Annotated in this window: 12 protein-coding genes; 3 read left to right on the top strand and 9 right to left on the bottom strand. The window is 34.6% G+C overall.

Annotation, left to right across the window (positions count from 1 at the left end; all coding sequences use genetic code 11):
• Positions 1–24 precede the first annotated feature (24 nt).
• Positions 25–780, top strand: coding sequence for a class I SAM-dependent methyltransferase (locus tag CD041_RS04745; RefSeq protein ID WP_070647934.1), 756 nt, complete (start codon positions 25–27; stop codon positions 778–780).
• Between the two features lie 208 nt (positions 781–988).
• Here CD041_RS04745 and CD041_RS04750 read toward each other — a convergent pair whose 3' ends face one another.
• The 5 genes from CD041_RS04750 to opp3b are packed head-to-tail and all read right to left on the bottom strand — an operon-like array spanning position 989 to position 6,685.
• On the bottom strand, positions 989–2,641 hold the full coding sequence (locus CD041_RS04750; RefSeq protein ID WP_080606606.1) for a peptide ABC transporter substrate-binding protein: 1,653 nt from the start codon (positions 2,639–2,641) through the stop codon (positions 989–991).
• A gap of 25 nt (positions 2,642–2,666) precedes the next feature.
• Complete coding sequence (locus tag CD041_RS04755; protein ID WP_002459519.1) at positions 2,667–3,608, bottom strand: ABC transporter ATP-binding protein; 942 nt, start codon at positions 3,606–3,608, stop codon at positions 2,667–2,669.
• On the bottom strand, positions 3,598–4,680 hold the full coding sequence (locus CD041_RS04760) for an ABC transporter ATP-binding protein (protein ID WP_002478424.1): 1,083 nt from the start codon (positions 4,678–4,680) through the stop codon (positions 3,598–3,600). The genes CD041_RS04755 and CD041_RS04760 overlap by 11 nt, the downstream gene beginning before the upstream one ends.
• A gap of 14 nt (positions 4,681–4,694) precedes the next feature.
• A complete protein-coding gene (opp3C, locus tag CD041_RS04765; protein WP_070815425.1) occupies positions 4,695–5,759 on the bottom strand; it encodes an oligopeptide ABC transporter permease in 1,065 nt (354 codons plus the stop codon).
• On the bottom strand, positions 5,756–6,685 hold the full coding sequence (opp3b, locus tag CD041_RS04770) for an oligopeptide ABC transporter permease (protein WP_002459522.1): 930 nt from the start codon (positions 6,683–6,685) through the stop codon (positions 5,756–5,758). The genes opp3C and opp3b overlap by 4 nt, the downstream gene beginning before the upstream one ends.
• A gap of 234 nt (positions 6,686–6,919) precedes the next feature.
• Here opp3b and CD041_RS04775 point away from each other — a divergent pair, with 234 nt between their 5' ends.
• Complete coding sequence (locus CD041_RS04775; RefSeq protein WP_002459523.1) at positions 6,920–7,294, top strand: DUF3899 domain-containing protein; 375 nt, start codon at positions 6,920–6,922, stop codon at positions 7,292–7,294.
• Between the two features lie 50 nt (positions 7,295–7,344).
• Here CD041_RS04775 and fabF read toward each other — a convergent pair whose 3' ends face one another.
• Both fabF and CD041_RS04785 read right to left on the bottom strand, forming a co-directional pair.
• Entirely contained in the window at positions 7,345–8,589 is a 1,245-nt protein-coding gene (gene fabF / locus CD041_RS04780) for a beta-ketoacyl-ACP synthase II (RefSeq protein WP_002459524.1), read from the bottom strand.
• A gap of 13 nt (positions 8,590–8,602) precedes the next feature.
• Positions 8,603–9,544: a beta-ketoacyl-ACP synthase III gene (locus tag CD041_RS04785; RefSeq protein WP_002459525.1), complete on the bottom strand. Its 942-nt coding sequence runs from the start codon at positions 9,542–9,544 to the stop codon at positions 8,603–8,605.
• 248 nt (positions 9,545–9,792) lie between these two features.
• On the opposite strand from CD041_RS04785, the gene CD041_RS04790 reads away from it, so the two are divergent.
• Positions 9,793–9,987: a YjzD family protein gene (locus tag CD041_RS04790; protein ID WP_002478428.1), complete on the top strand. Its 195-nt coding sequence runs from the start codon at positions 9,793–9,795 to the stop codon at positions 9,985–9,987.
• A 153-nt stretch (positions 9,988–10,140) separates the two neighbouring features.
• Here the strand turns inward: CD041_RS04790 and clpB are convergent, their stop codons facing one another.
• Both clpB and CD041_RS04800 read right to left on the bottom strand, forming a co-directional pair.
• Positions 10,141–12,750, bottom strand: coding sequence for an ATP-dependent chaperone ClpB (clpB, locus tag CD041_RS04795; protein WP_012990895.1), 2,610 nt, complete (start codon positions 12,748–12,750; stop codon positions 10,141–10,143).
• 228 nt (positions 12,751–12,978) lie between these two features.
• The gene (locus CD041_RS04800) at positions 12,979–13,287 is read right to left on the bottom strand and encodes a metal-sulfur cluster assembly factor (RefSeq protein ID WP_002459529.1); all 309 of its coding nucleotides are present in this window, start codon (positions 13,285–13,287) and stop codon (positions 12,979–12,981) included.
• Between the last annotated feature and the right edge of the window lie 49 nt (positions 13,288–13,336).

Here is a 13,336-nt window from a genome sequence, read left to right on the forward strand (position 1 = left end):
TCATTAAGGAGCTGGCTATACATCATGTCAAAAGAACCTGGACACACTTTTTTAGCAAAATTAGGTAAAACACGCTTACGCCCCGGAGGTAAAAAAGCAACAGACTGGTTAATTACTCAAGGACAATTTAGTTATAAAAAACAAGTGTTAGAAGTAGCTTGTAATATGTGTACGACCTCCATTTATTTAGCCAAAACATATCAATGCCACATTACAGCCGTAGATTTAAATAAAAAAGCACTTGATAAAGGTCGTTTAAATGTTAAAAAAGCTCATTTAGAACATCTCATACAGCTACAGCAAGCAAATGCTATCCGCCTTCCTTTCGAAGATAATCAATTCGATATTGTTTTAAATGAAGCGATGCTTACCATGTTACCAATGAAAGCAAAACAACAAGCAGTAGCAGAATACTTTCGAGTGCTAAAACCAGGAGGTATATTACTCACTCAAGATGTTGCTGTTATGAATGATGATAAGGAAAAAGAAGTAATTCAACACCTATCGTCTGCAATCAATGTCAATGTAACACCGCTTACACCAGAGCATTGGACACAACTTTACAAAGAAGCTGGATTTAGTAGCGTACATAATCACTATGGACCTATGACATTAATGACACCAAAAGGTATGATTTATGACGAAGGTATATTTGGTGCAATTAAAATAATTAAAAATGCACTAAAAAAAGACAATCGCTCTATGTTTAAACGCATGTTTATCACATTTAAAAATCATAAATCAGATTTAAATTACATCGTAAATGCAGCCACCAAATAAGTTATTTGTTGAATTAGCAAGTGAAATTTATAACAAAGAACAAATAAGATATAATAGCCTTTTAAAACCTGGCATTACAGCTAATAATGTAATTAATATGAAAAAGGCGATAATTTAGTCATTAGGACTATTCTCGCCTTTATCATATTAATTTCACAACTTTTCCTAGTAGAACTTCAATTTATAGGTAATGATAGGTAACTATTATTTATTTCTTCTTACCTGTTTCTCTATCAATCGATTTATCAATATATACTTGTTTTAATGAATAGTTTGGGCCAACTTTGTGGAAGTAAAAGTTTTTCACTTGAGGATTCATCAAGTGTGCTTCTCCTTTTTGATATATTGGTGCTACTGGCGCATCATCTAACAATAATTCTTCTGCTTGCTTCATTGCTTGATATCTTTCATTTGTTTTCTGCAATAAATCACCTTTAGCCGATTTTATCAAACTATCATATTTTTTATTACCCCAGTCTGTATTGTTTTGTGCGTTTCCTGTCGTCATAATTTCTAAATATGCGGTTGGATCGGGATAATCTGCAGACCAACCACCTAATGATGCTTGGAAATTCTCAGTTAATTCTAAATTTACTCTTTGCTTAAATGGCAATTGTTTTATTTTTAGTGTTACACCTGGCAAGTTTTTTTCAACTTGTGATTTTATATATTCAGCTGCTATTTTAGCATCTGGTGTATTCTCTGTGTTCATTGAAAAAGCAATTTGATTTTTTCCTAATTCATTTTTAGCTTTATCCCAATGTGACTTAGCAGATTTTGGATTATATTTTAATTCTGAATCTATAGTACTTGCAAAATCTTTATTGTTTGGGGATTTTGCAACGCCTTTAGCAGTAAAAGTATTAGCAGGTGTAGAACCGTTGTTTTTAACTGAATCTACAAAGCCTTGTTTATTAATAGATTGTGCGATAGCCAACCTTAAATTTTTATTTTTAAAAGCTGGAAATTCTTTTTCATTCATTTTAATAAAAAAGGTGCCTGAAGTTAAACGATATTTTAAACCACTTGATTTTTTATATTTATTAACTTGATCAGCAGTAATCGTTGTATCATCTATTGAACCCGTATCGTATAAGGAAGCACCAGCCTGTTGATCCTTAAGTACTTTATAATTTACTTTATCTAGTTTAACCTTATCTCTATCCCAATATTTATCATTTTTTGACAACATTATTTTATCTTCTGGTTTCCATTGATCAACTTTAAAAGGTCCGTTATAAACTGCTTTGTTAGCTTTTGTTCCATAACTTTCACCATATTTTTTGGCAATTTTTTCATTTTGTGGATCGAATGTGTTTAAAGCTAATAATTGGTTAATATATGGAATTGGTTTTTCTAAATCTATCTTTAAAGTATGACTATCTAAAGCTTTAATCCCTAAGTCTTTAACTGGCTTTTTTCCTGTATTAATCTGTGATGCATTTTTGATATCATTCATAATATACGCAAATTCTGACCCTGTTTTAAGATTAACTACCTTTCTCCAAGCATAAACAAAATCTTGCGCCGTGACAGGATCTCCATTTGACCATTTCGCATCTTTTTTCAACTTAACTGTCAATGTTTTTCCGCCGTTTGATTTTTTAGGAAAATCTTGGGCTACCCCTAATTCTGCTTTGTCTCCACGTCCAAGTACATATAATCCTTCAAAGGCTTGCGCTGTAACTTCAAATGATATTTCTTCTGTAATTAATCCTGTATCTAGTGAAGACATATCTTGAGTTAAAACTTTTCTAAACACATTTCCTTTGTCGGAATATAAACTTTCTTTATTGCCACACCCAGTAAGTGCAGTACTTGTAACTAATAAAAATGCAAGTATCGACATCAACTTTTTCATGTTCTTATTCCCCCTTCCCCTAAATTTAAGTATGACTAACCATTGACTGTGTCTTGAGCTGTTCTGCTTCTTCATTTGTCACAAAGACATAATGTTCTGGCCGTATTTCCATTAATGTTCTATCGTTATCAAGGTTATCATCAGCGATATAAGCAACACGTTCTCTTGTTCTTTCACTTTCCGGATCAGGTTGAGGAACAGCTGAAAGTAAAGATTTTGTGTAATCGTGTAGTGGATGATGATATATCTCTTCAGAAGGTCCTAATTCAACTATTTTCCCAAAATACATGACAGCAATACGATCTGAAATATATTTAACCATCGATAAATCATGTGCAATAAATAAGAATGTAATACCTCGTTCTTGTTGTAACTTCAGCATTAAATTTACGACTTGTGCTTGAATAGATACGTCCAGTGCTGATATTGGTTCATCGGCAATAATAAATTCTGGTTCTACTGCTAATGCACGAGCAATGCCGATACGTTGGCGTTGACCACCAGAGAATTCATGTGGATATCTGTTCGCATGTTCTTTACTTAACCCTACCGTTTCAAGCAAATCATAGACACGTTTCTTGCGATCACGTTTATTTACTGCCATTTTATGAATATCTATGCCTTCTGCTACGATATCCATAACTTTTAAACGTGGGTTTAATGATGCATATGGATCTTGAAAAATCATTTGAATTTTCTTATTGAATCGTAGTGAGTCTTTTCTATTTTTTATTTTTTGAATATCTACGCCATCATACATAATTTCACCACTGGTAATTTCATTTAATTTAATAATTGCTTTTCCAGTCGTTGATTTACCACAACCTGATTCTCCAACAAGCCCTAATGTCTCACCCTTATAAATATTAAATGAAATATCTTCTATGGCTCTTACTTCATTTCGTTTACCCTCATTGAAATATTGTTTAAGGTGTTTAACTTCTAGTAAAATATCTTTATTTTTCATTAAACGACACCCTTTCTACTTTTAGTGGCTTGTCGTAATTATTAGGCATGTTATGAGCCCTTTTCTGAACCATTTCTGGTGGTTCAACTTTAGGCGCGCGCTCATCTAACAACCACGATTTCACAAAATGCGTAGGAGAAATTTTAAACCATGGTGGTTCGGCTTTGAAATCAACATCTAATGCATATTGACTACGACGCGCAAACGCATCGCCTTGTGGTGGATTTAATAAGTCGGGTGGAGTTCCTGGAATTGCAACCAATGGTGTATCATTTTTAGTATCTAAATCTGGCATTGATGACAACAACCCCCATGTATAAGGATGTTTAGGATCATAAAATATTTCATCCACATCCCCAGTTTCAATCATTTGACCACCATACATCACGGCAACTCTATCAGCAATATTCGCTACAACACCTAAATCATGAGTAATAAATATAATTGACGTATTAATTTTCTGTTGTAACTTTTTCATTAAATCTAAAATTTGAGCCTGCATTGTTACGTCTAAAGCCGTTGTTGGTTCGTCGGCAATTAATACTTTAGGCTCACATGCTAAAGCGGTAGCTATAACAATTCTTTGTCGTTGTCCACCTGAAAATTGATGAGGATATGCTTTAAATCTTTTTTCTGCATTTGGTAATCCAACTAAATTGAGTATTTCTAGCGCGCGTTTCTTTGCCTGCGATTTACTAAAATGCTTATGCTTAATTAGTGGTTCCATGACTTGTTTGCCTATTTGCATTGTAGGGTTCAGTGATGTCATTGGATCTTGAAAAATCATCGAAATATCTTTGCCTCGTAATTTTATCAACTCATTTTCTGACTTTTGTGCTAAATCTTCCCCTAAGAAAATAATTTCGCCCTGTTTAATTCTTCCGGCATCCCCTTGGAACAATTTCGTAATTGCTTTTGTAGTCACAGATTTTCCAGAACCTGATTCACCTACGATGGCTAAAGTTTCGCCCTTATTCAAATAGAAATCTACACCTCTAACGGCTTGCACTTCCCCAGCGTTAATATCAAAGGAAACATGCAAATCATTCACTTCTAGTACTCTTTCTGACATCTCATATGCCTCCTTTATTTACGCATTTTAGGATCAAATGCATCACGTAATCCATCGCTGAATAAATAGAAGAATAAAATCAATAAACTCAGTACTGTGGCTGGTATGAATAATTCATGTGGATGTATGAGCAACATCGCACGACCATCATTGACTAGTGAACCTAATGACGTTTGTGGGGCAGGCACTCCAATTCCTATAAAGCTTAAAAATGCTTCAAAGAAAATAGCACTAGGAACTGTAAACATTGATGTAACAACAATAGCTCCTAATGTATTAGGCAAAATATGTTTGAATATTAAGTTGAATTTTGAAGCACCAAGTGTTCTTGAAGCCATCACAAATTCTAGATTTTTTAATTTTAAAAATTCTCCTCGCACAACCCTACTCATGCCTAGCCATCCTGTAATCGACATTGCTAAAATAATCGTCCAAATAGAAGGCTCAAAAATCAATACAAACAAAATAACTACGATTAAATTAGGAATAGAAGCAACAATTTCAAGAATACGTTGCATAACATTATCTACTCTACCGCCAAAAAATCCCGAAATGGCACCATATACAACGCCTATGAAAATATCTAAAATAGCAGCGACAATCCCAATAAACAAGGAAATTTGGGCACCCTTCCATGTGCGGGTCCATAAATCACGACCGAGTTGGTCTGTACCAAACCAAAAGTTTTCGTTCACTTTTGCCTTACCATATGCATTTGACCCGTCAGAACCTGTGCCATCAAATGGTAAAAAAGATACTTTATCTAACACTGGAATTTTAGCTGGTAGATTACGGCGATTAACATCTTGTTCCGCATAATCATGATGACTTAACATCGGTCCAATAAACGCAAGTATAACAATGAGAATCAGCCCAATCATTCCTACAATCGCAAGTTTATTACGCTTAAGCTGTGCCCATGCATCTTGCCAAAAATTCTTACTCTCGCGTTGCATTTCTGGTTCTTTGTTCAAGTCGATGTCACGCATAACAAAATCAGTGGCCATAATACCTTCTGACGTATGCGTCATAGCAGCATTAGATTGATCATCAAGTGACTTGTCTATATTTTGTGTCATTGTTTTTTACCCCCTTGAACACGAATTCGTGGGTCTATCATTCCATATAAAATATCCACAATAAATATTGATACTATAAATAGTGTACTAAATAGAATAGTAGTGGCCATAATAACTGAGAAATCATTTGTAGTTATAGACCTAACAAATTGATCCCCTAATCCAGGTACCCCAAAAATATTTTCTATTGTAAGTGTGCCAGTTAAAATCCCAGCTAACATTGGCACAATAATCGTGATAATCGGTATTAAAGCATTGCGTAATGCATGTCCGAAAAGCACACGCATAGATGAATTACCTTTTGCTCGCGCTAACAATATGTAATCTGAGCTTAATACTTCAATCATTTCTGCTCTAATATAGCGCGCTACTGTTGCCATCACACTCGCAGATAATGCAAGAGACGGTAATACCGCTGTTGAAAATCCTTCCCAGCCTGCAACTGGAAACCACCGCAATCTAACTGCAAAAACGTATTGAAGTAATACAGCCAGCACAAAAGAAGGAACTGATACTGCAATAACAGAAATAACTGTTGTTGTGTAATCAACCCATGTATTTTGCTTTGTTGCTGCGGCTACACCTAAAATAAGACCTAACAGTACACCAATAATCATAGCTGTTATCCCCATTTCCATGGATGGAATTAATCGTGGCCCTATTAAATCCCATACAGGCTGATTATGATATTGAAATGAATAGCCAAAATCGCCAGTAACAACATTTTTTAAATAATGTAAATATTGCACCGCTACTGGATCATTCAAACCATATTTTTCATTTAAAATCGCCTTCTGTTCAGCATTTAATTTAGCATCATTAAATGGTGAACCCGGCATTAATTTCATTAAGAAAAAGGTAATCGTGATAATAATAAAGAGCGAAATAAACATATACATTAATCGTTTTAATACATACTTTGACATCTAATCCCCCCTAATTAATTGTCGAAATTAACATTCCCTTCAAAATATTCAGAAATATTTAATAACATTATATATACTTTTTTCATATAATTGCAATATAGTTTCACAATTTATTAAGAAAATCTTTTAACTGGTAACTTTAAATAACGTTAGCTTTTCTAAATATGGATTATGTATTTATCTTTGTGAATAAGTGCGGTAAACTGATATAACATACGAAAGCGGAGTGAAAAGATGAAACAAAAATACACTTTTGGAATGGGACTATTACTTATTCCTTTAATTTCATTCATTGTCTGGTTATGTCGTCAGCACACACTAATCAATTATTTAAATAATTTATTCATCATTGCTACCATATGTTTTATCACGCTATTTCTTCTCTTAATCATTCAAGAAGGCATTTTTGATGCAACAAGTTTTGGATTTAGAAGACTAAAATACCAATTATCTTCGAAGAAAAAGCGTACAATGATTGAAGATGATGAATTTTTCAATCCACAGCACGTAAAAAAAGAAGACTACCCAATATTTGATTGGCTCGTCCCTCTGTTAATCATTTCCCTTATTTATATTATTATTTCAATCATTATATCGTTATTACTATAAAAAGCTTTCTTGATATTATCTCATAACAAGAAAGCTTTTTATTTTAATTTTTATGCTTCGAATTTTTTAAATACAAGTACAGCATTATGGCCACCAAATCCAAGGCTATTACTCATAGCATGCGTAATTTCTAAATCTTGTGCTTCATTTGGTACAAAATCTAAATCACATTCAGGGTCAGGTGTCATTGCATGAATTGTTGGTGCAACTTTAGAGTCTCTAATAGACAACGCTGAGAATATTGCCTCAATGCCACCCGTAGCACCTAATAAGTGTCCAGTCATTGACTTAGTTGAACTTACTTTCAAGTTGTTCACAGCGTTACCAAAGGTATTTTTAATTGCCTGAACTTCAAACAAATCACCTACTGGCGTACTTGTACCATGTGCATTTAAATATTGAACATCTTTTGCTTCAATACCTGCATCATCTAATGCAGCTTGCATTGCTCTTGATCCACCTTCACCTTGAGGTGCTGGCGCAGTAATATGGTAAGCATCGCCAGTTGTTCCGTAACCTACAATTTCTGCATAAATATTTGCACCACGCGCTTGTGCAGATTCTAATGATTCAATAAACAGAATGCCTGCACCTTCACCCATGACAAAACCATCGCGCCCTTCTTGGAAAGGTCGGCAAGCAGTCTCTCTATCATTATTTGTTGATAATGCACGGCTAGCGCTAAATCCTGCAATTGCCATGTCAGTTATTGGCGCTTCTGTACCACCAGTAATCATTGCATCTGCATCACCACGTTGGATAATTTTGAATGCTTCACCAATTGAGTTTGTACCTGTAGCACATGCGGTCACTGTTGAACCGTTAGGGCCTTTTGCACCAGTATCAATCGAAACTTGTCCAGTAGCCATATCCGGAATTAGCATCGGTACAAAAAATGGGCTTACACGTCTAGGCCCTTTTTCTAATAATTGATTATGCGCATATTCAAACGTTTCCATACCACCGATACCAGAACCAATCCATACGCCAATACGCGCCGCATTATCATCGTTAATTTCATATTGTGCATCTTCCAATGCTTGACGTGCTGCTACAACTGCATATTGGGTGAAGCGATCCATTCGACGCGCTTCTTTGCGATCTAAGTAGTCTTCTATATTAAAATCTTTTAATTCTCCAGCCAATTTCACGTTATACGGGTCGGTATTAATTCGAGTAATTTCATCGATACCGTTTACCCCTTTAAGTGCATTATTCCAAGAAGTATGTGCATCATTACCAATTGGAGATAGTGCACCTATACCAGTGATGACCACTCTATTTTTCTCACTCATACATTTTTTCCTCCTATTTTCCCCATTTGATAACCATAGCGCCCCAAGTTAGACCGCCACCGAAACCAACTAATACTAATGTATCATCGTCTTTAATTCTGCCATTTTCTAATTCTTGATTAATACTAAGAGGTATGGAAGCTGCGGAAGTATTACCAAATCGATTAACAGATACACTCATTTTGTCTTTATCGAGACCTAGACGTTCTCGTGCTGATTCCATAATTCTAATATTTGCTTGGTGTGGCACAAACATGTCAATATCTTCAGATTTTAATCCTGCTTTTTCAACCACACGTTTTGACGCTTCACCCATAATTCTAACCGCAAACTTAAATACTTCACGACCATTCATTACTAATTTACCATTTTCTTGGTTTAGGTATAAGTATTTTCCACCGCTACCATCTGAACCCATTTCATAACTGATAATGCCTCTACCTTCAGAAACTTCACCAATAACGGCAGCACCGGCACCATCTCCAAATAATACAGCTGTTGAACGATCTGTTAAGTCAGTAATTTTTGATAGCTTATCAGCACCTACAACTAAGATATTATGATAATCTCCTGATTGTATATATTGTTTTGCGGTAATCATTGAATACATAAAACCAGAACAAGCAGCTAATTGATCCATAGTTGGTATTTTACCTGTTTCTAGTTTGTCTTGCAGTATATTTGCTACAGATGGAAAAGGCATATCCCCCGTAGCTGTAGCTACGATAATCATATCTATATCTGACGGTTCTAAACCTGCGTCTGCAATAGCTTTTTTACTTGCTTCATATGCTAGATCAGATGTGTCTTGATCTTCTCTAGCCCAACGTCTTTCTTTAATACCTGTCATTTTAGAAATCCATTCATCTGATGTTTCTAAGAATTGCTCAAAATAGGCATTGTCGATTACTTTTTCAGGATAGTATGTCCCAAAACCTTTGATACCCACGTTCATGGATGACACCCTCTTACTTCATTTTTTAATACCAGGTATTAATTTAACATTTGTGTCTATTAAACTCAAGCAGATACCTTTTAAATCATATTAAAATCATTCAAAATGCGATTATTGCTATCACGTTATATCGAAAATTACATCATTTTATTCAAAAAATGCAACAGTATCATATGATTGTCACTATACAAATAATCAATGATAGACTACAATAGTATTATATATTAAGAGTGGAGGTAGAAACATTCATGAGACACCTCGTAACATTGATTTGGTCTTTAATTTTATTACAAATGGTTAATTTTGTATTGAATAGTTTAAATGGTGGTGGTACGCTAAATTTCATTACACCAGTAATTATTGCAGTTATTTTCACTTTATTTGTAATTCTTATTAGCTCTATGAATGAAGCACCACGTGAAGTAGAACATTCAAAAAAATAATACCGTTATATCTCAATTGTCGACAAGGTTCTGGACTTTGTCGTTTTTTTATACATTATTATTTAAAACTAGCAAATCATCTAACTAAATCTATAATAAAAAAGTCGAGGAAGTGACTTAATTTTCACTTTCTCGGCTTTAATATTTAACTCTTTATTTATCTGTTGGTCGTTGAACATCGAATGTTAATTCTTGTTGGTCATTGATATCAACGTACACGTTTGTACCTTCCGGCATGTGTTCTTTAATCATCATACGTGCTAAAGGTGTTTCAATTTGCCGTTGGACAAATCGTTTTAATGGTCTAGCACCAAACTGTGGCTCGTATGCTTCTTCTCCTAACCATTGTTTAGCCGCATCTGATACTTCGATTGAAATGCGTTGATCCATTAAGCGAATGTTTAATTGCGTCAAGATTTTATCAACAATCATACTCATATCACTAACTGATAATGGTTTAAATAATACAATATCATCCATTCTGTTTAAAATCTCTGGTTTAAAGAAAGCATGCAAGCTATCCATAACCGCTTTTTCAGTTTCTTCAGTAATGCTACCTGTGTCTTTTACATTTTCAAGAAGAATTTGGGAACCAATATTACTAGTCATGATAATAATTGTATTTTTAAAATCTACGCTACGTCCTTTAGAATCAGTTAACCGACCTTCATCTAAGATTTGTAATAACACATTAAAGACGTCACTATGTGCTTTTTCAACTTCATCTAATAAAATAACTGAATAAGGATTACGTCTAACCGCTTCTGTTAATTGTCCACCTTCATCATGTCCTACATAGCCTGGAGGGGCACCAATCAATCTAGATACAGCATGTTTCTCCATATACTCACTCATATCAATACGAATCATATGTTTTTCTGAGTCGAATAATGATGCTGCTAGTGATTTAGCTAATTCTGTTTTACCAACACCAGTAGGTCCTAAGAAAAGGAAACTACCAATTGGTCTATTAGGATCTTTAATACCTGCACGTGCTCTTACAACAGCATCTGATACCAAATCAACAGCTTTATCTTGACCTACAACACGTTCATGCAAGATATCACTTAAACTTAATAATTTTTCTCTTTCTGTTTCTACTAATTTAGATACCGGTATACCTGTCCATTGACTTACTATATCGCCAATTTCTTCATCAGACACAACCTCGCGAATCATGCGCTCGCTATCGCCTTGTTCGTCTTGGAAAGCATCTTCAAATTCTTGTAATTCTTTTTCTAGTTGTGGTATTTTACCGTATTGTAATTCGGCAGCTTTTTCAAGATTACCTTCAGTTTGTGCATCTTCTAAAGCTTGACGACTACGATCTAATTCGGCACGTTTTTCTTGCACTTTGGCAATTTTTTCTTTTTCTTGTTCAACACGTGATTGTAATGACGCTTGTTTTTCTTTTTCATTTGATAATTCTTCTTGTAATTCTTCCAATCGCTGTTTACTTGCGTTATCAGATTCGTTTTTTAAGGCACTTTCTTCAATTTCTAACTGCATAACGCGGCGATTCACTTGATCTAATTCAGTCGGATTTGATCCCATCTCTGTGCGAATTGTTGCACATGCTTGGTCGACTAAATCTATAGCTTTATCTGGTAAGAAACGATCTGTAATATAACGGTCAGACAATTCCGCTGCAGCTACAAGTGCACGGTCTTGGATTCTAACACCATGATAAACTTCATAACGTTCTTTCAAACCACGTAAAATAGAAATTGTGTCCTCTACGTCTGGTTCGCTCACGCCTACTTTTTGGAAACGACGTTCTAATGCTGAGTCTTTCTCAATATATTCTCTATATTCATTTAAGGTTGTAGCACCAATACAGTGTAATTCGCCTCGAGCTAGCATTGGTTTCAACATGTTACCAGCATCCATGGCGCCATCTGTTTTTCCAGCTCCAACAAGCATATGAATCTCATCAATAAATAATATGATACGTCCATCTGAATCTTTTACTTCTTTTAATACAGCTTTAAGACGTTCTTCAAATTCACCACGATATTTTGCCCCTGCAACTAATGCGCTTAAGTCTAACTCAAAAATCGTTTTATCTAACAAAGATTCAGGTACATCCTTTTTGACTATTCGTTGGGCAAGACCTTCTACAATAGCAGTTTTACCTACCCCTGGTTCACCAATTAATACCGGATTGTTTTTAGTTTTACGACTTAAAATTCGAATTGTATTACGAATTTCTTCATCTCTACCAATAACAGGATCCATTTTACCTTGACGAACTTCTTCTACAAGGTCACGACCATATTTTTCTAATGCTTCATAATTTACTTCAGGATTTTGAGAAGTCACGTGATTTCCCCCTCTAATTTTTTTTATTATTTCTTTAATGACATCTTGTTTATTCTCTATTGTTTGTTGCATGATTGTATCTATATCCATAGCGGCTCTGAGTAGATGTTCCATAGAGATATAGTCATCTTCGTATGCTTTCATATAATGTTCAGATTTAGTCATTAATTCATTGGCTTTTGCACTAATATATTGACCATATTGTATATTGTCACCTTGTACACTTGGATAGCTTTGTAACTTTTCAGCATAATCTGCTTCAAGCTTATCAACATCGATATTTGCACGTTCTAAGATGCTTTTGATTAAACTGTCCGGTTGTTCTAATGCGCCTTTTAAAATGGCTTCTATTTCAATATTTTGTAATTCATGTGTTTTACTTAATTCAACAGCACGTTGTAACGCACCTTGAATTGCGTGTGTCATTTGGTTAATGTCCAATTATTTCACCCCTACATTATCAGAGTTGGCCAAATTTTGACTTTGACTTTCTTTGACCTTAACTATATTATAGTCGCTCTTTTGCCTTTACGCAACTATTACACTCAACTTTTTGGTTTTAATTTTTGCTTGTAGCGTTTGATATCAGTTTTACTAGTATTTAAAGAAAAAGAACACTAACTTCATAACATCAAGAAATTAGTGTTCTTTATTTAATTTATATCTCAATTAACCCACACCAAGGGCAATCTTGGCATAGCGAGACATCATGTCTTTATTCCATGGTGGATTCCATACAATATTAACTTCAGTATCTTGGATTTCTGGAATTTCTGCTAACACGGTTTTAATTTGATCAATAATCTGTGGCCCTAAAGGACACCCCATCGATGTTAAAGTCATTTCAACTGTACATAATCCTTCTTCATCTACATCTACTTTATATACTAAACCTAAATTCACGATATCAATACCTAATTCAGGGTCGATTACCATTTCAAGAGCACCTAGGATACTATCTTTTAAAGCTTCTTCCACGAGTATCACCTCTCAATATTTGTCTGTATACTAATATATCAAATATCCG

It is taken from the genome of Staphylococcus lugdunensis (assembly GCF_002901705.1).
GTDB classification, from domain to species: Bacteria; Bacillota; Bacilli; order Staphylococcales; family Staphylococcaceae; genus Staphylococcus; species Staphylococcus lugdunensis.

Coding starts and splice junctions, on each gene's coding strand:
- CD041_RS04745 (WP_070647934.1), top strand. CDS start 25: ATGTCAAAAGAACCTGGACACACTTTTTTAGCAAAATTAGGTAAAACA.
- CD041_RS04750 (WP_080606606.1), bottom strand. CDS start 2,641: ATGAAAAAGTTGATGTCGATACTTGCATTTTTATTAGTTACAAGTACT.
- CD041_RS04755 (WP_002459519.1), bottom strand. CDS start 3,608: ATGAAAAATAAAGATATTTTACTAGAAGTTAAACACCTTAAACAATAT.
- CD041_RS04760 (WP_002478424.1), bottom strand. CDS start 4,680: ATGTCAGAAAGAGTACTAGAAGTGAATGATTTGCATGTTTCCTTTGAT.
- opp3C (WP_070815425.1), bottom strand. CDS start 5,759: ATGACACAAAATATAGACAAGTCACTTGATGATCAATCTAATGCTGCT.
- opp3b (WP_002459522.1), bottom strand. CDS start 6,685: ATGTCAAAGTATGTATTAAAACGATTAATGTATATGTTTATTTCGCTC.
- CD041_RS04775 (WP_002459523.1), top strand. CDS start 6,920: ATGAAACAAAAATACACTTTTGGAATGGGACTATTACTTATTCCTTTA.
- fabF (WP_002459524.1), bottom strand. CDS start 8,589: ATGAGTGAGAAAAATAGAGTGGTCATCACTGGTATAGGTGCACTATCT.
- CD041_RS04785 (WP_002459525.1), bottom strand. CDS start 9,544: ATGAACGTGGGTATCAAAGGTTTTGGGACATACTATCCTGAAAAAGTA.
- CD041_RS04790 (WP_002478428.1), top strand. CDS start 9,793: ATGAGACACCTCGTAACATTGATTTGGTCTTTAATTTTATTACAAATG.